We start from the raw sequence: 25,608 nt of genomic DNA on the forward strand, positions 1-25,608 counted from the left end.
TCATATTAGAAAATAGTTGCATAAAAATGTTGCTATTAGTATACTTATGTGTAGTTTCATATGGAAAAAGCAATGACGGAGCAAAGTAACGAATAAACGAACATTTCAAGGGAAAAAATGCCTTAGACTGGAAGCATTTTAATGGATCCATCGTTATGATTCACTCAGAGAGCTGACACTTAATCGTGTTTCTGGACATTATTCGTCCATTATCAAAACAGAGTTGGATACATTTGTATGTATCAACAAGGGTGGTACCGCGAAATATAACCTCGTCCCTTTTATTAGGAACGAGGTTTTTTTATGTTTATTTTTAGAAGGAGGATGCAGACATGAAAGAACAATTACAAGCAATTGAAAAAGAAGCATTAGAACGAATTGCACAAATCGAAACATTAAAAGATTTACAAGATGTACAAGTAACGTATTTAGGGAAAAAAGGTTCGATTACAGGTGTACTACGAGGCATGGGAAAATTATCACCTGAAGAACGTCCGGTCATTGGGGAAATGGCTAACAAAGTTCGCGAATCCATTCAAACGAACTTAAAAGAGAAAAAAGAAGCAATTGAATGGAAGGAATTAGAAATTCAATTAGAAGCGGAAAAAATTGATGTTACATTACCAGGCCGTCCGGTTCGTGTTGGTGGAACACATATTTTACAATCTATTATCGAGGAAATTGAAGACCATTTCATCGGTTTAGGTTATGAAGTAAAAGAAGGACCAGAAGTTGAAACAGATTATTACAATTTTGAAGCTTTAAACTTACCAAAAGGGCACCCAGCACGTGATATGCAAGATACATTTTATATTACGAATGAATTATTATTACGTACACATACATCTCCCGTACAAGCACGTACGATGAATGCGTTAGATGGCGAGCCAATTCGCATGATTTGTCCTGGAAAAGTGTACCGCAGGGATAGTGATGATGCAACACACTCCCATCAATTTACACAAATCGAAGGATTATATGTAGACAAAAACGTACGTATGAGTGATTTAAAAGGAACATTAGATTTATTTGCGAAAAAAATGTTCGGTGCAGACCGAAAAATTCGATTACGTCCAAGCTTCTTCCCGTTTACAGAACCGTCTGTTGAAATGGATATTTCTTGTAAAGTTTGTAGTGGAGAAGGTTGTTCCGTCTGTAAAAAGACAGGTTGGATTGAAATTTTAGGTGCTGGAATGGTCCATCCTAAAGTATTAGAAATGGCTGGATATGATCCGAAAGTATATACAGGTTTTGCATTCGGAATGGGACCAGATCGTATTGCGATGCTAAAATATGGTGTCGATGATATTCGTCGTTTCTATACAAATGATGTACGATTTTTACAACAATTTCATGAAGCATAAGATAATCATGTATGAAATATGATTGCGTATTAAAATAAAAGGCACAACGGAAGTAGAATGATATACAAGCTATTTAGGAGGGACTACCTTGTTAGTATCAATTAATTGGTTAAATAAATATGTGAATACCGGGGAACAGACTGCAGAACAATTAGCAGAAAAAATTACGAAATCCGGGATTGAAGTGGACGGTATTGAATATGTCATTAATGAAAAAAGTGAAAATGTCGTTGTCGGGTATGTAAAAGAATGTGAACAACATCCTGATGCAGATAAATTACGTTTATGCCAAGTAGACGTAGGCGAGGAAACGTTACAAATTATTTGTGGGGCACCAAATGTAGCGCAAGGACAAAAAGTAGTCGTTGCAAAGCCAGGAGCAGTTTTACCAGGGAATTTCAAAATTAAAAAAGTGAAATTACGTGGTATTGAATCAAATGGGATGATTTGTTCTTTAAAGGAACTATCTGTTGGAGACCGTTTTATTCCGGAACAATATGCAGAAGGGATCGTTGTATTACCGGAAGATACGGTAGTGGGAGAACCTGTAGATGCGTTATTAAACTTAGATGATGCGATTTTAGAATTTGATTTAACGCCGAATCGCGCAGATGCTTTAAGTATGATTGGTGTCGCATATGAAGTGGCAGCAATTTTAGATGAGGAAGTAAACGTACCGAATCCGGAAGTGGCAACGACCGAAGAAAATGTAGCAGATTATATTTCCGTCTCATCTGAAGACCCAGATCTTTGTCCATATTATGGTGCATTTATCGTCAGAGATGTAGAAATTGCCCCATCCCCATTATGGATGCAACATGCACTTCTTGCGGCGGGAATTCGTCCGATTAATAATGTTGTTGATATTACGAACTACGTCTTAATGGAATATGGTCAGCCATTACATGCATTCGATTATGATTTATTAGGCTCTAAAGAAATTGTCGTTCGCCGTGCAAAGGATGGAGAACAAATCGTCACATTGGATGATCAAACACGTACCTTAACGAACGAAAACTTGCTCATTACGAATGGAGAAAAAGGCATTGCGATGGCAGGTGTCATGGGTGGAGCGAATACAGAAGTAAATAAGGACACGAAAAACGTCCTAATTGAAGCGGCATATTTTGATGCCCTAACCGTACGCAAAGCTGTCCATGAAACTGGTTTACGAAGTGATGCAAGTACACGTTTTGAAAAAGGCGTTGATCCTGCACGAGTACGTGAAGCAGGTCTTCGTGCATGTGAATTGCTCGTACAATATGCAAACGGAAAACTTGTCGATGATGTCGCAGAGTTTAATGAACTAACAATCGAAGAAGCAACCATTGACATGAATGCAGATGAAGTGAATCGTCGTCTTGGCACAAATATTTCAATCGAAGAAATGAAAGATATTTTACGTAAATTACGTTTTGACTATAAGGTAGATGGTACGAATTTTGTTGTCACGATTCCAACACGTCGTGGAGATATTACATTATTTGAAGATATGTTAGAAGAGGTAGCACGTATTTATGGATATGACCATTTACCATTTACATTACCTGCGAATGCATCTAAACCAGGTGGATTAACTACAAAGCAATTACTAAAACGTAATATTAAAAAATATTTACAAAGTGTCGGTTTATATGAAGCAATGACGTATTCATTAGTCGATAAAAAAGCGACAGAAATTTTAACGAGCCCTGAATTATCTAGTAATTTAGTGCCAATTCCATTATCTATGCCGATGAGTGAAGATCATCAATATTTACGTATAAGTCTATTACCAGAATTACTAAACCGTCTCACATATAATGTCGCACGAAAACAAGCAAATGTTGCTTTATATGAAGTAGGTTCCATTTTCTTATCAGAAGAAGCGGAAATTACTAAACAGCCGACAGAAGCACTTCGTGTAGCTGGTGCAATTACTGGGAAATGGCATGAACATAAATGGCAACAAGAATTAAAGCAAGTAGACTTCTATGTTGTGAAAGGGATTGTGGAAGGTTTATTCCATTATGTTTCGATCGATGTCACCTATGAACAAGCAAAAGTAGAAGGGATGCATCCAGGTCGCTGTGCCATCGTGAAAGCTGATGGTGAAACGATTGGTTTTATAGGTCAAGTACACCCGAAAATTGCGAAAGAAAAAGATTTAAAAGAAACGTATGTGTTTGATTTAAACCTTGATTATATATTAGCTAAAGATCGTGGCGAACTCGTTTATACGACTGTGCCGAAATATCCGTCGATTTTACGTGATGTTGCATTTGTTGTAAAAAGAGATGTACATGCTGGCGATATGGAGGCGGCCATCGTGAAGGCTGGTGGCCCGTTAGTGAAAAAAGTGGAAGCATTCGATGTTTATACAGGTGAAAATGTTGCAGAGGATGAAAAATCCATTGCATTTAATATCCATTATGAAGACCATGAAAAAACATTAACAGATGAAGAGGTAGAAGCTTCATTTGAAAACATTGTCACGACAATGAGCGAGCAATTCGAAGCGACAATTCGCTCATAATATAAATATGATTAATATTATGAACCCTTTGTGTTAGTGGAAATAATAAAAAATTAATTAAGCGGTTTTAGTTCTGAATTCAATAGGGCTAAAACCGTTTAGTTTTTCTTTCTCCCTTGCAGCTTAAGCTACAAAGGAAGAGGTAACTAGCATGTAAACAGCCATATGAAACGTAGGAAATGTACGTAGACTCCTGCGTGAAAAAAGGCCTAGATAAGACAAGGGAAGGCAAAGCCTGAACTTGGCTTAGCAGCCGCACGCGGAAAGCGGAGTACATTTCCGAAGTGACGTATTCCCACTATTCTTATTAGCTCCACACAGTGGAAATATACGGATAGAGATACGAAGTAGAGCGTAACGAAGACTGAAAAACGATATCACAGCCATCTACAGAAGCAGGAAAAAAAAGAAAGAGAATAAGAAAAGAGAAGCGGAAACCACAAAGTAAGGAATAGACAATGGAAATAACAGCACTTAAAGGCTAAAATAATAGTAAGTAGTCTTTAAGTGTTTTTTGGTAATTTTACATAAAAGGAGTGTGAAGGGTGACAAAAAAGGTAATATACTACAATGAACGAACTTTTAATGGTATCACTTTGTATATCGCGGCAACAGAAAAGGGATTAAAATACATTAAACGTTCTTTCGAAAAAATAAAAACGAACCATCCACATGATTTGCTTAGGAAAGATGCAGCCTTTCTAGCACCTTATGAAAAACAACTAGAACAATACTTTCATGGAAAACGGAAAACATTTGATATGCCACTTGATTTGGAAGGAACGAATTTTCAAATGCAAGTATGGAATGCGTTACAAACCATTCCATATGGGGAAACGGTTTCTTATTATGATATCGCAAAACAAATTCATCATGAAAAAGCTGTACGAGCAGTTGGTGGGGCAAACGGAAAAAATCCTATATCTATTGTCATTCCTTGTCATCGTGTCGTACAAAAAAATGGCAAATTAGGTGGATATAGTAGTGGCCTGGATATGAAAGAAATGTTGCTTTCTTTGGAATTACGTTATAAATAATACATCCTAATAAAGATAAAAGGTGATGAAGATGAAAAATAATGATCATGTTTTACAGAATGCTTTATTATCGACAGATGTTTTAAGAAAGACAATTGATGAAAAGATTTTTGAATTTGAGACGACAGAGGAAGTACCTGTATTAACAAGTATTATTGGACAAAAGCGTGGGACAGAAGTAATGCAATTCGGTCTTCAAGTGAATAAACCGGGATATAATATTTATGTTGCAGGTATTCCTGGAACAGGGAAAATGACATTTACAAATTCAGTTGTGGAAGAAGTAGCGAAAAAAGAAGTAACATTATTTGATTGGTGTTATGTCAATAATTTTGAAGATCCATATAAACCAAAAGCGTTACAATTACCAGTTGGAATGGGAAACGCCTTAAAAGAAGATATGGAACAGTTGATTGATAATTTGAAAGTCGATATTCCTCGTGCATTCAGCGAAGAAACCTATCAACGAGAAAGAGCCGCTATTTTTCGAGATTTTAAGGAAAAAACAACGGCAGTTATTCAAGAAATAAATGAAGAGGCAAAACAATATGGCTTCGTTATCCGTCAATCAGGATCAGGGTTATTGACCATTCCGACAGAGAATGGAAAGCCGATGACAGAAGAGGCTTATGCTGCATTAGATGAGGAAACAATGCAAGAAATGGAAAGAAAATCAACCGAACTGCAAGATAAAGTCATCGATTACACGAAAAAACTACGTCAAATTGAAAAAGATGCTAGACAAACATTGGAAGTTATCGATGAAAAGGTTGTTTTAACAGCTGTTGGATATCATATGGATGAGTTAAAGCAAACGTATGAGACATGTGAAAATGTACTACAATATTTAGAGGAAGTATTGCAAGATATTTTAAAACATCGTGCTAGTTTTTTAGAAACAGAACCATCAGAAGAAGAAAATAATAGTCTATTAAGATTATTTTCGAAAAGACCAAGCGAAGATATTAAAATGAGGTATGCGGTAAATTTACTCGTTGATAATCGTGATACAAAAGGCGCACCAATCGTCATGGCAGATAACCCCACTTTTTATCATTTGCTCGGTAAAGTAGAATATGAAAGTCAAATGGGTGTGATGAGCACCAATTTTACTAAAATAAAAAAGGGCTACTTACATGAAGCAAACGGTGGTTATGTAATTATCCAAGTAAAAGATATTTTAATGAAACCATATGCATGGGAAGCATTAAAACGTACATTATTAACAGAACAAATACAAATAGAACATATTAATGAACAAGCTGGCCTTGTATCGACGACAACGTTAAATCCATCACCAATTCCATTAGATATAAAAGTAATTCTGATTGGAAATCGTGAATTATATCAATTATTGTATACACATGATGAAGATTTTCGTAAGTTGTTTAAAGTGAAGGCGGATTTTGATGTGGAAATGGATGCGAACTTGGAGAATATGACCAAATTAGCGAGCTTTATTCATACTCATTGTAAACGACATCATTTACTTCCATTCCATCGTTCTGCTGTTGCAAGATTGGTAGAATATAGTAGTCGTTTAGCGGGGCATCAACAAAAATTATCGACGAGATTTAATGACCAAGTCGAAATAATGTATGAAGCGGATACTTGGGCTAGACTTGCAGACGATGACCTTATTACAAATGAGCATATTCGAAAGGCGATTCGAGAACGGGAATATCGAAATAGTTTATATGAAGAAAAAGTACAACAGTCAATTGATGAGGGAGTTATTTTAATTGATACGACTGGTGAAAAAGTTGGACAAGTGAACGGGCTAGCAGTATATAATGTTGGACAATATAGTTTTGGGAAACCATCACGTATTACAGCGACGACATTTCTTGGTCGAAAAGGCATTGTGAATATTGAAAGAGAAAGTGAGCTTAGTGGCAATGTACATAATAAAGGTGTGTACATTTTAAGTGGGTATTTAGGGGAAAAGTTTGCCCAAACCTATCCATTAGCTTTAACAGCACATATTACATTTGAGCAAAATTACGGTGGTGTGGATGGAGATAGTGCATCAAGTACAGAGTTGTATGCCATCTTATCCAGCTTAAGTGAGGTACCAATCAAGCAAGGAATCGCTGTAACTGGTTCGGTCAATCAGAAAGGAGAAATACAACCAATCGGCGGGGTAAACGAAAAGATAGAAGGATTTTTTGAAACATGTCAAAAACGAGGCCTCACTGGTGAACAAGGAGTTCTTATTCCACATCAAAACGTGACACATTTGATGCTCCGGGAAGAAGTTGTTGAGGCAGTAGCGGAAGGAACATTCCATATTTATGCGGCAGAGACAATTGAACAAGGGATGGAAATTTTAACGGGTGAAACAGCAGTAGCATATGAAGAAGATGGTAGCTTTAGTACGGACTGTATATACGGAAAAGTAATGGCGAAGTTGAAAACATACGCCAAAGCCGCCAAAGAAGAAACAAACTCCAAATAGGGATACAGAATTAGAAGAGGAACGTTTATGTTAACAGTGCAAGTAGGACAAGGAACGAACATGTATCTATACAAAGTCATAAACGATACGGTATGTCGAGCGAAATTGGTGGCAAATGTTCCTAATGATCACAACAAAAATTCGAGTATGTACACATATCTCTATATGTCCATACTCGAATTTTATCACGTAATAGATTACAAATATTGCTCCGCTTTCTTTGTGTTTGCAAAATGGACTTTTGCGATATTTTCTAAATAGGCGTTCCCATGTTCATGTATAATCTTGGCAATTTGTTGGTCCACTTTTTTAGATGCCCCTTTTTGTAAAGGGAATCCTACTAGTTCAGATAACCGCTCCATCTCTTTTACATAGCGATACCTCGCTAAAACAGATCCAGCAGCAACGGCAATCGATGCATTTTCTGCTTTCGTCATAAAATACGTGTGAGGTAAGAGGGCGTTTCCTTCACTTTCGATATGACGTTTATATATGTGCGGCATACAAAATTGGTCAATTAAAATGCCTTCATAAGATGTTGTACCTATTTTTTGAAGTAAACTCGTAATAACTCCGTGATGGATCATGGCCTTCATTTTACCTTGGGACCAACCTTGTCGCTGTAATTGGTTATATTTATCATTTGCTATCGTCATAAGGGAATAGTGTATTTGTATATCCATTAATTCATGTGCCAATTTTTCAATCGTATCATCTTTTATCGCCTTGGAATCTTGAATGCCCATTTCTTTTAGGACGGGAATGAGTGTATCAGGGACATAAACGGCTGCCGCTGTCACAGGACCGAAATAATCACCTGTTCCAGATTCATCTGATCCGATATGGCTTTTTTGGAAAAAGTCCTGCTTAGGGGTGTACGGATGTCCCTCTGTTTTCGGTGTGTGTTTTTGTGTTGTTTCTCTTTGGAATGTCGTCCAAATAGAAGCTTCTTCCTCTGCATTAGCGCCTTGGAACAACACTTTCCCAGATCGGTATGCTGTAATGACCGCATTATTTGTCCGAGCACGAAAAATCGCCCCTTGTGGTGCTTGTTCCATTTGTCCTTCATAAAAATATTGCATTTTTTGTACCATTTCATCGCTCAAAGTTGTCGAAATTTGTCCCATATATTGTAACCTACCTTTAATATGTATACCGTTTCCTTAATATACTTTTTCATGTTAAAATTAATTGTAACACTTTATAAATAAAATATGAATGTATATAAAAAAAGGGATTTGCTTGGCAGGAGGAATTCGAGTCGTGTCAGAGGAAAAAAAGAAAAACCGTGTATCGGTTGAAATAAATAAAAGAACGTATACGATTGTCGGCCCCGAATCAAAAGAACATGTTGAATTAGTTGCATCATTGGTCGATCAAAAAATGAGAGATATTCGATCTACAAACAAACATTTAGATTCAACAAAACTGGCGGTATTAACGGCACTAAATACAATGAATGAATATATTAAATTAAAAGAAGAACATGAAGAATTAATTACACTAATAGAAGAGGAAGAATAAATGGTTTCTTTAATAATTATTTTATTACTAATATTTGGCTTCTTTATGGGGCTTAGAAGAGGTTTTGTTTTACAATTAATGCACTTAATCGGGTTTATAATTGCTTTTATTGTTGCGACCATTTTCTATAAAAAAATCGCAGAACATTTAGCATTATGGATTCCGTATCCAGAAATCAATAATGATACATTATTAGCTGTATTTTTACAGACGATGCCATTAGAAAGCGCGTTTTACAATGCGATTGCGTTTGCCATTTTATTTTTTGCAACGAAAATACTTTTACAAATTATAACGTCCATGCTTGATTTTATTGCGAGATTACCATTTATCCGCACATTTAACGGACTGTTCGGAGCGGTATTAGGGTTTGTTGAAGTGTATGTTATTTTATTTATAATGTTATTTATTGCTGCACTCATCCCGATGGAGTTTATTCAATCCCATCTAGAAAGTTCTACGGTGGCGAAATTAATGATTGAACATACACCGTTCTTGTCAAATTATATTGAGTCGTTATGGTTTATTGATATTTTGAAGAAGTAATGTAAAGACTGATTACATGTGCATGAACTCATGGGTCAGTCTTTTTAAATGTCGGAGGGAATAAATATGAACAAAAAAGATATTATTCAATTACTAGAAGAAATTGCATTATATTTAGAGTTAAAAGGAGAAAACCCTTTCCGTATTTCAGCTTATCGAAAAGCAGCGCAAGCATTAGAACGTGACGTACGGTCCCTTGTTGAAATAGATGATTTTAGTAAGATTCCAGGCATTGGAAAAGGAACGAATGAGTTGATTGTTGAGTTTATGGAAACAGGAGAATGTGCTGTACTAGAAGAGTTAAAAGCAGAAATACCAGCAGGATTGATCCCATTATTAAAATTACCCGGTTTAGGTGGCAAAAGACTTGCAACTTTGTATAAAGAATTACAAATTACAGATAAAGCATCGTTACAGCAAGCATGTAAAGATGGGAGTATCGAACAAATACGTGGATTCGGGAAAAAAACCATTACCAATATCCTCGAAGCTTTAGAACAACAATCATCAAGACCAGAACGTTTACCAGTTTATATGATGTTAGAAATCGCTAAGAAAATCGAAAATTATTTGGAGTCGATGGAAGAAATTGACCGTTTTAGTTTGGCAGGTAGTTTACGACGTTTAGGAGAAACGATGAAAGATATTGATTTCATTTTAACGACGAAAAAAAGAGAGACCGTTCGTAAAAAGTTAGTGGAAATGGATCATGTAAAAGCGGTAATTGCGAATGGGGATACGAAAGTGTCTGTAACATTAGAAGAAGAGTACGATGTGAATGTAGATTTTAGGATGGTGGATGAAGCAGAATATGCGACGACATTGCATCATTTTACAGGATCTAAAGACCATAATGTCAAAATGCGTCAACTTGCAAAGGCACGTGGTGAAAAAATAAATGAATACGGTGTAGATGTAGAAGCAACCGGGGAAACGATTCAGTTTGAAACAGAGGAACAATTTTTTGAGCATTTTAATCTTCCATTTATTGCACCAGAATTACGTGAAAATGGAACAGAAGTAGAAAAAATCATCGAAAATACAGATTTATTAGAACGCAAAAAAATCCGTGGTGATTTGCATATGCATACGACATGGAGTGATGGAGCGGAATCTGTGGAGGAGATGGTAGAGAAAGCTCGAACTTATGGATATGAATATATCGCAATTACAGACCATTCGAAATTTTTGCGTGTAGCAAACGGATTAAATGAAACGAGATTACGAAAGCAACGAGAAGAAATTGCGTTATTAAATGAGAAATATGATGATATTCACATTTTCGCGGGTGTCGAGATGGACATTTTACCGAATGGAACGCTCGATTTTTCGGATGAATTTTTACAAGAAATGGATGTAGTTATTGCCGCAATTCATTCGAGCTTTGATCAGACGGAAGAAGAAATCATGCAACGTTTATATACCGCATTAGAAAACCCTTATGTTGATATTGTGGCGCACCCAACAGGAAGAATTATTGGACGGCGAGATGGATATCGTGTCGTAATGGAGCAATTAATTGAAAAAGCAAAAACAACGAACACCGTATTAGAACTAAATGCGAACCCGATGCGTTTTGATTTAAGTACGGAATACTTACGACAAGCACAAGACGCTGGAGTATCTATCGCAATTAATACAGATGCCCATAAAACGGGCACATTTTATCATATGGACTATGGAGTTAAAATGGGAAGAAAAGCATGGCTGACGAATGATACAGTGATCAATACGTGGGATAAAACACGATTACAAACATTTTTAAATCGAAATAAATAGGAGAAGGTTACAATGAATGAACGGACATGGAAAGTTCTAGAATTTCATAAAATTATCCAGTTATTACAACAGAAGGCAGAAACTACTGGCGGACGAAAACTTGCGGAACAGACGACACCGAAAACGACACTAGCGGATGTCCAACATTTACAAGAAGAAACAGACGAAGCATTAACAGTGTTACGTTTAAATAAACGTGTCCCATTTTCGCATATGGAAGATGTGACGGCTGCATTAAAACGTGCACAAATTGGCAGTACTTTAAGTGCGGAAGAGTGCTTACACATCGCACAAGTGATTTATACAGGTCGACATGTAAAGAAGTTTTTTGAATCGTTAGAGGAGGAGAATTTGCCATTATTACAAGCAATTGTAGAGCAGATTATTTCCTTGCACCATGTCGAAAAAGAAGTGAAAGCAAAAGTAGATGATCGTGGTGACATGTTAGATGATGCTTCCCCCACTTTAAAAGGGATCCGTCATTCCATCCGCTCATTAGAATCACGAATTCGTGAACGACTACAACATATTACAAAAACGAAAAGTAACATGTTATCTGATACAATCGTGACGATTCGGAATAACCGTTATGTGTTACCAGTAAAACATGAGTATCGTGGTGCAATTGGTGGGATTGTCCATGATGAATCCTCTTCAGGACAAACATTGTTCATGGAGCCACGAGCCATTATTGAACTGAACAATGAATTACAACATCAAGTAGTAAAAGAACGACAAGAAATAGAAATTATTTTGCAAAAATTGACGGCAATTATCGCAGAACATGTGGAAGATATACTATTAAATATTCGTCTATTAGCTGAGGTAGATTATATTTTTGCGCGTGCACATCTTGCGGTGGAGATGAAAGCAGTGAAACCGACGTTAAATGAAGATGGCTATATAAATATGAAACGTGCAAGACATCCATTAATTCCAGCGGATCAAGTGGTAGCAAACGATATTTCTATTGGCCATGATTATCATGCAATTGTAATAACAGGACCAAATACTGGTGGTAAAACAGTTACATTAAAATTAATCGGTTTATGTACTTTAATGGCACAAGCAGGACTACAAGTTCCAGCATTAGATGGTTGTCAATTAGCTGTTTTCCCTAAAATTTATGCAGATATTGGGGACGAACAATCGATTGAGCAAAATTTAAGTACATTTTCTTCCCATATGACCAATATCGTCTCCATTATGGAAGAAGTGGATGAAACATCACTCGTCTTATTTGATGAGTTAGGTGCAGGAACAGACCCACAAGAAGGAGCGGCATTGGCGATGGCAATTTTGGATGATGTCATAAGTCGTCAAGCGCGAGTTGTAGCAACGACACATTATCCAGAGTTAAAAGCATATGGATATAATAGGGAACAAGTGATGAATGCATCTGTTGAATTCGATGTGGAAACATTGCGTCCAACCTATCGTTTATTAATGGGTGTTCCTGGGCGAAGCAATGCATTTGAAATCTCTACTAGATTAGGTTTACCATCTTCTATTATCGATCATGCAAAATCATTTATCGGTGTGGATTCTGAAAGTGTGGAAAACATGATTTCAGCACTTGATGATGCACGAGTTGCGGCAGAAAAAGAGTTAGACAAAGCACATACAATAGTCGAAGCGGCTGAAATGATTCATAAAGAATTAAAAAGCGAATGGGATACATTTCAAAAGGAAAGAGACCGTTTATACAAAAAAGCAGAGGAAAAAGCAGATAAAGCATTACAACAAGCAAGAGATGAAGCACAAATAATTGTCGATGAAGTAAAACAAATGCGAGATCAAACAATGTTTAAAGAACATGAGTGGATCGAAGCACGTAAAATGCTGGAAGAAGCAAAACCAACCCTTGTACAGAAGAAAAAAGTAGAAGAAAAAGAGGATGTTATATTAGAGATAGGTGATGAAATTAAACATCGCACCTTACAACAAACTGGTGAAATAGTAGATAAGAAAGATGATAATCATTTTACGATTCAAATTGGTATGATGAAAATGAACGCAAAACGTAAAGATTTACAATTTGTAAAAAAACGTGAAAAGGAAAAACAAGAAGATGTAAGACCGATTACACGCGTTGTGACATCTGGTGCTTCCGTTAAACCTGAATTAGATTTACGTGGAGAAAGATATGAAGATGCGATGGCAAGATTAGAAAAATATGTAGATGATGCTTTATTACAAAACTATCCACGTGTTACAATTATTCATGGTAAAGGAACGGGTGCTCTAAGAAAAGGGGTAGAACAATTCATTCAATCACATCGTCAAATTAAATCTAGTCGTATTGGTAGTGCGAGTGAAGGTGGAAGTGGCGTAACGATTTTGGAATTGGAATAATCGTCAGGTCATAGGAAAAGTTACAAACAAGGAAGAAAAATTCCTCTACTTTGTTAAAATTGGCCACGTTTAGTGGCCAATATTCACTGTAACATGGGATATCGAAGTGAAAAAGGAGTAATGGGAAAAGGAAGACGAGTGACGGATCAATTGTTGAGCATTTAGTCACGTGTTTTTCTGAAACTAATCGTTAAGGCAACAAATTTCGACAAATTATTGAATAATCATTCATTATTCGATTGAATTACGGTTCATTTTATGATAAACTTTGAGAAACTCCATTAATAAGAGTTTGAATGATAGGAGAAGAATCAGATGGTACTTGATAAATTAGCAAAAATTTTAATTGCAGTAGCAATTGTTTTTATCTTGGTAGGTGCAGCATATTTGTTTATCAATTAAAAATGATAAACAAGATATTGATACTTTTTCTATCAGAAAAATGTAAGTGTTTACATTTGAAATGAAACCACAACTAGAGGACATAGGCAGAGGAATAAGAACATGAGGGGGATGTACAATGGAGAAAACAAAACCATGGTTAGAACATTATCCATCACAAATAAAAAGTTCTATTTCGTATGACGAAAAGCCGCTGTATAGTTTTTTACTTGAATCCACTGAAAAATATCCATCAAAAAATGCAATTCATTTTATGGGGAAACAGATGACATTTTCAGAGTTAACATCAGAAGTGAAAAAAATGGCGAACTTTTTACAGAGCAAAGGATTGAAAAAAGGGGACCGAGTTGCAATTATGTTGCCAAACTCGCCGCAAACTGTAATCGCTTACTTTGGTTCGTTGCTTGCAGGTGGAACGGTCGTTCAAGTAAATCCGTTATACACGGAAAGAGAGTTAGAGTACCAATTGAATGACTCTGGCGCAACATTTATCGTTTGTTTAGACATTTTAGTTCCAAGAGTATCGAATGTTAGGGAAAAGACAAATCTTAAACATGTCATTGTGGCAAAAATTGCTGATTACTTGCCGTTCCCAAAAAATCTCGTCTATCCATTTATTCAAAAACGTCAATATAATTTAGTCGTAAAGGTAGAGGAAACGGAGGATACACATGTATGGAAATCAATTATTTCCAACGGTAGTGAAGCGTATAAAGAAGTCGATGTAGACCCATATGAAGATTTAGCATTACTTCAGTATACGGGGGGAACGACGGGTTATCCAAAGGGTGTTATGTTAAGTCATATGAATTTAGTGGCGAACGTTCAAATGTGTGCAAATTGGATGTATCGCCTAGACCATGCGAATGAAAAAGTATTAGCTGTTTTACCTTTCTTCCACGTATATGGAATGACGACAATCATGAACTTATCCATTATGTTTGGTTCTGAAATGATTATATTACCGAAATTTGATGCAACAGAAGTGTTAAAAACGATTGAAAAATTAAAACCAACCCTATTCCCTGGCGCACCAACAATTTATATTGGATTATTAAATCATCCTGATATTAATAAATATGATTTATCTTCTATTGAAGCATGTATTAGTGGTTCAGCAGCATTACCTGTGGAAGTTCAACAGCAATTTGAAAAAATTACAGGTGGAAACTTAGTAGAAGGATATGGTTTAACCGAAAGTTCTCCTGTGACACATGCTAACTTTATTTGGGATAAACGTGTGAATGGTAGTATTGGGGTGCCTTGGCCTGATACAGATGCAATGATTGTAGAAGAAGGTACTTTAAATGAAGTTCCAGTAGGAGAAGTTGGTGAACTAGCAATAAAAGGTCCACAAGTGATGAAAGGGTACTGGAACAATCCAAAAGAAACAGAAGAAACATTAAAAGACGGTTGGTTACTAACGGGTGATATGGGATATATGGATGAAAGTGGTTATTTTTATATTGTTGATCGAAAAAATGATATGATTATAGCTGGTGGATTTAATATATATCCACGTGAAGTAGAAGAAGTATTATTTGAACATCATGGCATTCAAGAAGCAGCAGTCATTGGAGTTCCAGATGATTACCGTGGGGAAACAGTAAAAGCTGTCATTGTCCCGAAAAAAGGACAAACATTGGATAAAGACCAATTAAATCGTTATTGCCGAAAAAATTTAGCAGCATATAAAGTGCCACGTATTTATGAATTTCGTGAAGAATTACCGAAAACAATGGTCGGAAAAGTATTGAAACGACAATTAATTGAAGAATCTGTCGCAGAACAAATTAAAAAACCGGAAAATGTAAAGTAGAAAATTGACAACAGCGTTTTCATTTAATAAAATAATAAGTGAATGACTAATCATTCATAGTTTGTAACCTTTTCAGTATAAGGAAAGTGAGGGGATTTCTGTGAAAGATAAACCTAAATATAAACAAATTATTGAGGCAGCTGTTGAAGTAATCGCTGAAAATGGTTATCATGCGTCTCAAGTATCGAAAATTGCTAAAAAAGCAAAAGTAGCGGATGGTACTATTTATTTATACTTTAAAAATAAAGAAGATATTTTAATCTCAGTTTTCAGAGAAAAAATGGGAACGTTTATCGATGAGACGAAAAGAGCCATTGATGATGAACAGACAGCGAATGATAAACTTTTAAAATTAATTGAAATGCATTATAGCCAATTATCTGAATCCCCTTATTTAGCAATTGTTACACAGCTAGAATTAAGGCAGTCAAAATCGGAATTACGACATGAAATTAATAAAGTGTTGAAATCATACTTAGATGTTATCGATTCTGTCATCGAATTTGGCTTAGAGACTGGTGAAATCGATAAAAAGTTTCATCCACAGCTAATTCGTCAAATGATTTTTGGTACGTTAGATGAATCCGTAACAACTTGGGTCATGAAATCTCAACGATATCAACTAGTAGATCAGGTAGAGGAAATACACGCACTCTTAACACAAGGTTTTTTCAAATAATTATAAAACTTTAAACAAATAGGAGGAATATTGTGACGAATCTCTATTTACATGTTGAAGATCATATTGCGACATTAACGATTGATAGCCCACCTGCCAATGCATTATCATCTACGTTAATTCAACAGATTGATGCAAAATTAACGGAAATTGAACAAGATGAAACGGTAAAGGCGGTTATTTTAAAAGGGGAAGGCCGATTTTTTTCAGCAGGAGCTGATATAAAAGAATTTACATCCCTTCAAGAAGCGTCAAGTTATGAAACGGTTTCAAGAAAAGGGCAAATTGTTTTTGATCGTATCGAAAAGTTTCACATTCCTGTAATCGCTGCCATACATGGTGCAGCGCTTGGTGGAGGGTTAGAACTTGCACTAAGTTGTCATATGCGAATTGTTACAGAGGAAACCAAATTAGGTTTACCCGAATTGACATTAGGGATTATACCTGGGTTTGCTGGTACACAAAGATTGCCAAAGTTAGTCGGTCAACCGAAGGCTTATGAAATGATACTTACATCAGAACCGATTTCAAGTAAAGATGCATACCAATTTGGATTAGTCAATCATGTCGTAAAAGAAGAAGATCTTCTACCATTTACGCAAAAGTTAGCCAAAAAAATTGTCGCAAAGAGTAAACCTACGATCAATGCGGTGATGGAACTTGTATCATATAGTGCTTTACATGACACAGATGCAGGTGCGAAGGAAGAAGCAAAAGCATTTGCTTCACTTTTTGGAAACGAAGATGCAAAAGAAGGCATTCAAGCATTTCTTGAAAAACGTCAACCAAATTTTTCAGACAAGTAAAGAAATGATGAATATAATTTAAATGTTTGATAGGGAGGAAAAAGAAATGAATATTTACGTATTATTAAAGAGAACATTTGATACAGAGGATAAAATTGTCGTATCAAACGGACAAATTGAAGATGATAGTGCAGAATTTATTATTAACCCATACGATGAGTATGCAGTGGAAGAGGCAATTGTACAACGTGATGCACACGGTGGGGAAGTAACCGTTGTTACAATTGGGGATGAGGACTCTGAAAAACAGTTACGTACTGCACTTGCAATGGGTGCTGACAAAGCTGTTTTAATTGATACAGATGACGATTTAGAAGAAGGCGACCAATTTACAACAGCGAAAATTTTGGAAGCGTTTTTCGAGGATAAAGAAGTAGATTTAATTTTGGCTGGAAACGTTGCAATCGACGAAGCGAGTGGACAAGTTGGTCCCCGTCTAGCTGAAAAACTAGATATTCCTTATGTCACAACAATTGTTGGATTAGATATTGAAGATGGCAAAGCGAACATTGAAAAGGATGTGGAAGGAGACTTAGAGAAAATCGAAGTTTCTTTACCAGTATTAGTGACGTGTCAACAAGGTTTAAACGAACCACGTTACCCATCATTACCAGGAATTATGAAAGCGAAAAAGAAACCATTAGAAGAATTAGAAATTGATGATCTTGATTTAGATGAAGATGACGTAGAAGCAAAAACAGAAACAGTGAATATTTTCTTACCACCTGAAAAAGAAGCTGGAAGAATTTTAGAAGGTGAAATCGATGATCAAGTAAAAGAGCTTGTATCATTATTAAGAAACGAAGCAAAAGTACTTTAATCGGACGATAGAGAGGAGACGTATACAATGGGAAAAATTTTAGTAATTGGTGAATCGGTAGATGGAGTATTACGTAATGTAAGTTTTGAAGCGATTGCGGCAGCGCGTAAAATAGAAGAAGGTGCAGAAGTTGTCGGCTTATTATTAGGAAAAGATGTACAAGAATCAGAAGCAAATGCATTGATTCATCATGGTGCTGACCGTGTTATTACAGTGTCACATGATAATTTAGAAAACTATACATCTGAAGGTTACGGACAAGTCATTTTAGAAGTGATGGACGAAGAATCTCCTGATGCTGTATTAATGGGACATACAGCAATAGGGAAAGATATCACACCAAAAATTGCGGGTCGTTTAGAAATCGGATTAATTTCAGATGCAATTGATATAAAAGTAGATGGGGATGATGTAATATTTACACGTCCAATCTATTCAGGTAAAGCATTTGAAGAGAAGAAAATTAAAGATGGAATTGTTTTTGCGACAATTCGTCCGAACAACATCCCTGCCCTTGAAAAAGATGAAGGACGTTCAGGAGATGTTTCAGCGAAAGATGTAGACGTAAAAGACTTACGTACAATCGTAAAAGAAGTTATCCGTAAAAAAGCAGAAGGTGTGGACATGTCTGAAGCAAGCGTCGTTATTGCTGGTGGACGTGGCGTGAAAAGTGAAGAAGGGTTCGAACCTTTATACGAACTGGCAGATCTTTTAGGTGGAGCAGTAGGTGCATCACGTGGAGCATGTGACGCAGAATACTGTGACTATTCTTTACAAATTGGACAAACTGGTAAAGTCATTACACCAGACCTTTATATTGCTGTCGGAATTTCAGGAGCAATCCAACATTTAGCAGGTATGTCGAACTCGAAAGTAATTGTAGCAATCAACAAAGATCCTGAAGCGAATATTTTCAATGTGGCAGATTACGGAATTGTAGGAGACTTATTTGAAGTCGTGCCGAAATTAATCGAAGAAATTAAAGCGTTAGGATAATAGAAGTGTACAAAAACTTAGGTAGCGAATAATCGTTACCTAAGTTTTTTAGTCATACTTACATTTTGAGTAGTGGTGATAGACTTTTGTATGCATTTTAAACGCTTATATATCAATGGAAAACGGAATGGGACAAATAAAATGTATAAGCAAACTACTAGCAAGGGAAAACTAACGGTGTTATAATTTAAGAAGGTTGATTCAAGATTGAAATGGAGGAATTAATAATGGCAATTGTAGACGTAACAGATCAGAATTTTACACAAGAAACGGCAGAAGGTTTAGTTTTAGTGGATTTTTGGGCTCCATGGTGTGGACCTTGTAAAATGATTGCACCAGTATTAGAAGAATTAGATGGAGAACTTGGGGATAAAGTAAAAATTGCTAAATTAAACGTTGATGATAACCAAGAAACAGCTGGAAAATATGGTGTTATGAGTATCCCAACACTTTTACTAATGAAAAATGGGAATGTTGTAGATCAAGTTGTAGGTTTCCAACCGAAAGAAGCTTTAGCTGAATTAGTAAATAAACACGCATAAGCATATGAGTAGTTTTTATAAGGATAAAACAAGAACAATTAGATGGAAACACGGATGGAAATAGCATACTATTTTCGTTCGTGTTTCGTTTTTATCCGCTTGTTTTTTAGGGGGAGTTACTGCATGAATGCGAAGGTAAGAGAAAAATTAAAAGTTCTTCCATTAAAACCAGGTTGCTATTTAATGAAAGACAAACATGGCACAGTCATTTATGTTGGAAAATCAAAAGCATTACGAAATCGAGTTCGTTCTTATTTTATTGGAGCAAATGACGAAAAAACGCAAAGACTTGTGATGGATATTGTTGACTTTGAATATATTGTTACATCAACAGAAATCGATGCATTAATTTTGGAAATGAACTTAATCAAAAAGTATGATCCGAAATATAATGTGATGTTAAAAGATGATAAAAGTTACCCATATTTAAAAATTACGAATGAGCGTCATCCACAATTACTAATTACGAGACAAGTGAAAAAAGATGGTGGGAAATATTTTGGTCCTTATACGAATGTCATTGCCGCAAGAGAAACAAAAAAACTGTTAGACCGATTATATCCACTACGTAAATGTTCCAATCCTCCAGGAAAATATTGCTTATATTATCATTTAGATCAATGTCGTGCATGCGCGAAAGAAGCACCTTCCAAACAATTTTATGACAACATAACAAAGGAAATTACACGATTTTTACATGGTGGCTATAAAGAGATCAAGAAACAAATCGAAACAAAAATGTTTGAAGCAAGTGAACAATTGCACTTTGAACGGGCACAAGAATTACGTGATCAAATAACTCATATTGAAGCAGTGATGGAACAACAACAAGTAGCATTAAATGAAAACATTAATATAGATTTATTCAATTATAGTTATAATAAAGGCTGGATGTGTGTGCAAGTATTTTTCGTCCGGCAAGGGAAATTACTAGAACGTGATGTTTCTATTTTTCCGTTTTACAATGAAGCAGATGAAGCATTTATAAGTTTTATTGGTCAATTTTATTTGCATAAGAAAAATTTATTGCCAAAACAAATTTTATTACCAATCGGAACAGATGCAGAAATGATTCAACAATTATTAGAAGTGGAGACATACACCCCATTTCGAGGGAAAAAGAAAGATTTAGTAGAACTAGCAGGGAAAAATGCAAAAATTGCGCTGGATGAACGTTTTAGCTTAATCGAGCTAGATGAAGAACGAACAATTAAATCTGTCGAACGTTTAGGCGATTTATTGAATATTGAATCCCCTAGACGTATTGAAGCATTTGATAACTCCAATATTCAAGGAGCAGATCCTGTCTCAGCGATGGTCGTTTTCATCGATGGAAAGGCAAATAAGAATGAATACCGTAAATATAAAGTCCGGTCTGTTGACGGACCAGATGATTTTGATACGATGCGAGAGGTAATTCGTAGGCGGTATATACGTGTGTTAAAAGAAAATTTACCTTTACCTGATTTAATAATCGTAGATGGTGGAAAAGGGCAAATGAGTGCGGCGAAAGATGTATTAGAAAATGAATTATCATTATCGATTCCTGTTTGTGGACTCGTAAAAGATGAAAAGCATAAAACAGGTGAATTGTTGTTTGGAGACCCACCTGAAATAGTACCGTTAGAACGTCGATCAAATGAATTTTATTTAGTGCAAAGAATCCAAGATGAAGTACATCGTTTTGCCATTACATTTCATCGACAATTGCGTGGAAAAGGCATGGTACAATCCGTATTAGATGAAATACCCGGTGTCGGTCCGAAGAGAAAGAAAACGCTATTGACTCATTTCAAATCCATCACGGAAATTAAAGAAGCATCATTAAAACAACTTACTTCTCTAGGTATTCCAACTCAAACAGCAGAAACGATTTTAGCACATTTGAATACAGAAGCATAAAAGCATTCCGAAAGTGTTTAGATGACACTTCGGAATGCTTTTATTAATCCGTAAAAACGACTTGAAATTGTACACGATATAATCTTTTGTTTACCTCTTCTGCAGCTTCACAATGCCTTCCGTGTAAACGTTGGACCATTTCGGCGATGAATCCTGCTTCCATTCGGAAATCAACATCGAGTGGTGAACGTAATCGATGAACGATATCATCCGACATTAAATGAAAAATAAGTTCGTGTTTTTTTTGTTTCACCAATTCCAATTTTCCCCATCGAAACTTATCAAATAAATATATTAGGTCGTCTAATGATGTTATTTCTATGTTACGAGCTAAGTCTCTACCTGAAAAGTATAGAATTGCATCCTTCTCCGTTCCTAGCATATTTGGTAAGCATACATATTTTAAAATGTCAAAGCCAATTGTTTCAGATGATAGTTGATCTATCGTATGTAATTTTAATTGTTCCTTATCCATGTACGTCATCCTCTACGCTTATTACTCCTTGTATTATAGCATAATTTTATGTAAAATATAGTGTTAGAGATAGTAAAATATAATCTAAACTAGAAACAGAGATTTTATAAAAAATTTACATTTTTTTGTTTCCTCGTTTAGAGACGTATTTTTAATTATCTTTTAAATTATTATACATATATTTGTATCATATTATTAAAATTAAAATTGTCTATTTCTTGACGCTTTTTCACGTAAGAAGTACAATAAAGAAGACTTCTTGTTATATGTTTCCTAATTTTACATGACAATTTTGTGTAAAAATTAACAAGCGGTTCTTAATTTGTTGTGCAATTTTAATTTTAATATAAAAAAATTTAAGGAGGGAGTAACACATGGTGGATCGTCGTCAATATAACTACCGAAGATTGCATTCACTATTAGGTGTTGTTCCAATTGGACTATTTGTTGTACAACACTTGATTATTAACCACTTCGCAGTATATGGGGAAGAAAGTTTCAACAAAGCAGCTAATTTTATGGGGTCTTTACCGTTCGTATTAGCACTTGAGACTTTCGTCATTTACTTGCCAATCTTATTCCATGCTATCTTAGGAGTTTATATCGTATTCGTTGCTAAAAACAATACGAAAAGATACGGATTTTTCCGTAACTGGCTATTCTTATTACAACGTGTTACAGGTATTATTACACTTATCTTTATTGCATGGCATGTTTGGCAGACAAGGCTGCAAGTAGCAATCTCGGGAGCAGAAGTAAACTATCAAATGATGGAAGATATTTTAACAAATCCATTCTTCTTCTGGTTCTACATTATTTCAATTATCGCAGTTGTATTCCACTTAGCTAACGGGCTATGGGGTTTCTGTGTTTCTTGGGGAATTGCACAATCTCCACGTTCACAAAAAATCGTTACATATGTAACTGTCGTAGTATTCTTTGTAGTTAGCTATATTGGAATTAGAACTATTATTCAATTTGGTTTAGGTGTATAAGATAGAGGAGGGAGTATGAACAATGAGTAATCGTAAAGTCGCAATAGTAGGTGGCGGATTAGCTGGTTTAATGGCCACTATTAAAGCTGCTGAAGCAGGCGTTCACGTAGATTTATTTTCAATTGTACCTGTTAAACGCTCTCACTCTGTATGTGCCCAAGGTGGGATTAATGGTGCGGTAAACACAAAAGGTGAAGGGGACTCACCAGCAATTCACTTTGATGATACAGTGTATGGTGGAGACTTCTTAGCGAACCAACCACCAGTACAAGCAATGTGTGATGCTGCTCCAAGTATCATTCATATGTTAGACCGTATGGGAGTTATGTTTAACCGTACACCGGAAGGATTATTAGACTTCCGTCGTTTCGGGGGAACACAACACCACCGTACAGCATTCGCAGGAGCAACTACAGGTCAGCAATTATTATATGCTTTAGATGAGCAAGTTCGTCGCTTTGAAGTTGAAGGACTTGTGACAAAATATGAGGGATGGGAATTCTTAGGCGCTGTTATTGATGAAGCCGGAGTTGGCCGTGGAATCGTCGCTCAAAATATTAAATCACATGAAATTAAATCATTCCGTTCAGATGCTACTATTATGGCAACTGGTGGTCCTGGAATTATTTTCGGTAAATCGACGAACTCTGTCATTAATACCGGTTCTGCTGCAAGTATTTTATATCAACAAGGTGTAAAATATGCAAACGGTGAATTCATCCAAATTCACCCAACAGCAATTCCTGGAGACGATAAACTACGTCTTATGAGTGAATCTGCTCGTGGAGAAGGTGGACGAGTTTGGACATATAAAGATGGAGAACCTTGGTACTTCTTAGAGGAGAAATACCCTGCATATGGAAACTTAGTTCCTAGAGACATTGCTACTCGTGAAATCTTTGATGTCTGTGTAAACCAAAAATTAGGTATTAACGGTGAGAACATGGTTTATCTTGACCTTTCTCATAAGGATCCAAAAGAACTTGATATTAAATTAGGTGGAATTATCGAAATTTATGAGAAGTTCGTTGGAGAAGATCCACGTAAAGTACCTATGAAAATCTTCCCAGCAGTTCACTATTCAATGGGTGGAATGTGGGTTGACTATGATCAAATGACAAATATCCCTGGTATTTTTGCTGCGGGTGAGTGTGATTACTCACAGCACGGTGCAAACCGTTTAGGTGCTAACTCATTATTATCTGCTATTTTTGGTGGAATGGTTGCAGGTCCTAAAGCAATTGAATATATCGAAGGATTAGATAAACATGCAGAAGATTTACCTGCTTCTTTATTCGAGAAATATGAAAAAGAAGAACAAGAGAAATTCGATGCATTGTTAAATATGAAAGGTACAGAAAATGCGTACCAATTACACCAAGAACTTGGTCAATGGATGACAGATAACGTAACGGTAGTAAGAGACAACGAACGTCTAAAGAAAACAGATGAAAAACTTGTTGAATTACTTGAACGTTGGGAAAACATTGACATTGGTGATACGTCTACTTGGAGTAACCAAGCGGTTATGTTTACACGTCAGTTAAAAAATATGATTCACTTAGCTCGTGTTATTACTTTAGGAGCACTACAACGTAATGAGAGCCGTGGTGCACACTATAAACCAGAATTCCCAGATCGTAATGACGAAGAATTCTTAAAAACTACTATCGCAGAATTTGATGCGAAAGCTCAGTCACCAGTTATTTCATATGAAGATGTGGATATTTCTTTAATTCCACCACGTAAACGTGACTACACAAAAAAAGTGAAGGGAGCAAGAAATAATGGCTGAACAAAAAACAGTAACGTTTATTATAACGAGACAAAACGGCCCTGATTCGGCTCCATATGAAGAAACGTTCCATGTTCCTTACCGTAAGAATATGAACGTAATTTCAGGACTAATGGAAATTCAAAAAAACCCAGTGAATGCTAATGGGGAAAAAACTACTCCCGTTCAATGGGAAATGAACTGTCTAGAAGAAGTTTGTGGTGCTTGTTCGATGGTTATTAACGGGAAAGCAAGACAATCATGTGCTGCTTTAGTTGATAAATTAGAACAACCAATTCGTTTAGCGCCTATGAGCACATTCCCGGTTATTCGTGACTTAGTGATCGACCGTAACCGTATGTTCGATGCGTTAAAACAAGTAAAAGCTTGGATTCCTATCGATGGTACACACGATTTAGGACCAGGACCACGTATGCCTGAGAAGAAACGTCAATGGGCATATGAATTATCTAAATGTATGACTTGTGGAGTATGTTTAGAAGCTTGTCCAAACGTAAATGATAAAAACGACTTTATTGGTCCAGCAGCTATTTCTCAAGCTCGTTTATTCAACTCTCATCCAACAGGTGATATGAATAAGAGTGACCGTTTAGCTGGTTTAATGGAACCAGGTGGATTAGTCGGCTGTGGTAATGCACAAAACTGTGTACAAGTATGTCCAAAAGGAATTCCTTTAACAACTTCTATCGCAGCGATGAACCGTGCGACAGTAGCACAATCATTTAAAAACTTCTTCGGAAGCGACAACGCTTATTAATTATTTATAAGACTAGAATTCTTTTGAATTCTAGTCTTATTT

Annotated in this window: 20 protein-coding genes; 18 read left to right on the forward strand and 2 right to left on the reverse strand. The window is 36.0% G+C overall.

What is annotated here, in order from left to right; translation table 11 throughout:
- Positions 1–332: 332 nt before the first annotated feature.
- The 4 genes from pheS (at position 333) to WKT09_RS11905 (ending at position 7,374) form a co-directional block, all read left to right on the forward strand.
- A complete protein-coding gene (gene pheS, locus WKT09_RS11890; protein ID WP_340416228.1) occupies positions 333–1,364 on the forward strand; it encodes a phenylalanine--tRNA ligase subunit alpha in 1,032 nt (343 codons plus the stop codon).
- An 88-nt stretch (positions 1,365–1,452) separates the two neighbouring features.
- A complete protein-coding gene (gene pheT, locus WKT09_RS11895) occupies positions 1,453–3,879 on the forward strand; it encodes a phenylalanine--tRNA ligase subunit beta (RefSeq protein ID WP_340416229.1) in 2,427 nt (808 codons plus the stop codon).
- Positions 3,880–4,424: 545 nt separating this feature from the next.
- Positions 4,425–4,916, forward strand: a complete 492-nt coding sequence (locus tag WKT09_RS11900) for a methylated-DNA--[protein]-cysteine S-methyltransferase (RefSeq protein ID WP_340416230.1) — start codon at positions 4,425–4,427, stop codon at positions 4,914–4,916.
- A 31-nt stretch (positions 4,917–4,947) separates the two neighbouring features.
- Positions 4,948–7,374 (forward strand): Lon protease family protein, encoded by a 2,427-nt coding sequence (locus tag WKT09_RS11905; RefSeq protein ID WP_340416231.1) that lies wholly within the window; start codon positions 4,948–4,950, stop codon positions 7,372–7,374.
- A 197-nt stretch (positions 7,375–7,571) separates the two neighbouring features.
- On the opposite strand, the gene rnhC is transcribed toward WKT09_RS11905, so the two are convergent.
- A complete protein-coding gene (rnhC, locus tag WKT09_RS11910) occupies positions 7,572–8,501 on the reverse strand; it encodes a ribonuclease HIII (RefSeq protein WP_340416232.1) in 930 nt (309 codons plus the stop codon).
- 91 nt (positions 8,502–8,592) lie between these two features.
- On the opposite strand from rnhC, the gene zapA reads away from it, so the two are divergent.
- The 11 genes from zapA to uvrC all read left to right on the forward strand — a co-directional run bounded on the left by zapA (position 8,593) and on the right by uvrC (position 21,544).
- Positions 8,593–8,898 carry a cell division protein ZapA gene (zapA, locus tag WKT09_RS11915; protein WP_340416233.1) on the forward strand — a complete coding sequence of 102 codons (306 nt, stop codon included), beginning with the start codon at positions 8,593–8,595 and terminating at the stop codon, positions 8,896–8,898.
- Positions 8,899–9,444 (forward strand): CvpA family protein, encoded by a 546-nt coding sequence (locus WKT09_RS11920; RefSeq protein WP_340416234.1) that lies wholly within the window; start codon positions 8,899–8,901, stop codon positions 9,442–9,444.
- 60 nt (positions 9,445–9,504) lie between these two features.
- A complete protein-coding gene (gene polX, locus WKT09_RS11925; protein WP_340416246.1) occupies positions 9,505–11,223 on the forward strand; it encodes a DNA polymerase/3'-5' exonuclease PolX in 1,719 nt (572 codons plus the stop codon).
- 12 nt (positions 11,224–11,235) lie between these two features.
- Complete coding sequence (locus tag WKT09_RS11930; RefSeq protein WP_340416235.1) at positions 11,236–13,578, forward strand: endonuclease MutS2; 2,343 nt, start codon at positions 11,236–11,238, stop codon at positions 13,576–13,578.
- Positions 13,579–14,098: 520 nt separating this feature from the next.
- Positions 14,099–15,799: a long-chain-fatty-acid--CoA ligase gene (locus WKT09_RS11935; protein ID WP_340416236.1), complete on the forward strand. Its 1,701-nt coding sequence runs from the start codon at positions 14,099–14,101 to the stop codon at positions 15,797–15,799.
- 94 nt (positions 15,800–15,893) lie between these two features.
- Positions 15,894–16,478 carry a TetR/AcrR family transcriptional regulator gene (locus WKT09_RS11940; RefSeq protein WP_340416247.1) on the forward strand — a complete coding sequence of 195 codons (585 nt, stop codon included), beginning with the start codon at positions 15,894–15,896 and terminating at the stop codon, positions 16,476–16,478.
- Positions 16,479–16,510: 32 nt separating this feature from the next.
- Entirely contained in the window at positions 16,511–17,284 is a 774-nt protein-coding gene (locus WKT09_RS11945; RefSeq protein ID WP_340416237.1) for an enoyl-CoA hydratase, read from the forward strand.
- A gap of 46 nt (positions 17,285–17,330) precedes the next feature.
- Complete coding sequence (locus WKT09_RS11950; RefSeq protein WP_340416238.1) at positions 17,331–18,104, forward strand: electron transfer flavoprotein subunit beta/FixA family protein; 774 nt, start codon at positions 17,331–17,333, stop codon at positions 18,102–18,104.
- A gap of 27 nt (positions 18,105–18,131) precedes the next feature.
- Positions 18,132–19,100, forward strand: a complete 969-nt coding sequence (locus WKT09_RS11955) for an electron transfer flavoprotein subunit alpha/FixB family protein (RefSeq protein ID WP_340416239.1) — start codon at positions 18,132–18,134, stop codon at positions 19,098–19,100.
- Between the two features lie 227 nt (positions 19,101–19,327).
- Positions 19,328–19,642 carry a thioredoxin gene (trxA, locus tag WKT09_RS11960; RefSeq protein ID WP_340416240.1) on the forward strand — a complete coding sequence of 105 codons (315 nt, stop codon included), beginning with the start codon at positions 19,328–19,330 and terminating at the stop codon, positions 19,640–19,642.
- 123 nt (positions 19,643–19,765) lie between these two features.
- Positions 19,766–21,544, forward strand: coding sequence for an excinuclease ABC subunit UvrC (gene uvrC / locus WKT09_RS11965; RefSeq protein ID WP_340416241.1), 1,779 nt, complete (start codon positions 19,766–19,768; stop codon positions 21,542–21,544).
- 43 nt (positions 21,545–21,587) lie between these two features.
- On the opposite strand, the gene WKT09_RS11970 is transcribed toward uvrC, so the two are convergent.
- Positions 21,588–22,019, reverse strand: a complete 432-nt coding sequence (locus WKT09_RS11970; RefSeq protein ID WP_340416242.1) for a DUF2507 domain-containing protein — start codon at positions 22,017–22,019, stop codon at positions 21,588–21,590.
- A 374-nt stretch (positions 22,020–22,393) separates the two neighbouring features.
- Between WKT09_RS11970 and WKT09_RS11975 the strand changes: the two genes are divergently transcribed.
- Genes WKT09_RS11975 through sdhB form a run of 3 tightly spaced genes read left to right on the forward strand, consistent with a single transcriptional unit; the run spans position 22,394 to position 25,566 of the window.
- On the forward strand, positions 22,394–23,014 hold the full coding sequence (locus tag WKT09_RS11975; protein WP_340416243.1) for a succinate dehydrogenase cytochrome b558 subunit: 621 nt from the start codon (positions 22,394–22,396) through the stop codon (positions 23,012–23,014).
- A 22-nt stretch (positions 23,015–23,036) separates the two neighbouring features.
- On the forward strand, positions 23,037–24,809 hold the full coding sequence (gene sdhA, locus WKT09_RS11980) for a succinate dehydrogenase flavoprotein subunit (RefSeq protein WP_340416244.1): 1,773 nt from the start codon (positions 23,037–23,039) through the stop codon (positions 24,807–24,809).
- A complete protein-coding gene (sdhB, locus tag WKT09_RS11985; RefSeq protein WP_340416245.1) occupies positions 24,802–25,566 on the forward strand; it encodes a succinate dehydrogenase iron-sulfur subunit in 765 nt (254 codons plus the stop codon). The genes sdhA and sdhB overlap by 8 nt, the downstream gene beginning before the upstream one ends.
- Positions 25,567–25,608 lie beyond the last annotated feature (42 nt).

The sequence above is a fragment of the Pseudogracilibacillus sp. ICA-222130 genome, assembly GCF_037892545.1.
Classification (GTDB): Bacteria; Bacillota; Bacilli; order Bacillales; family Amphibacillaceae; genus Pseudogracilibacillus.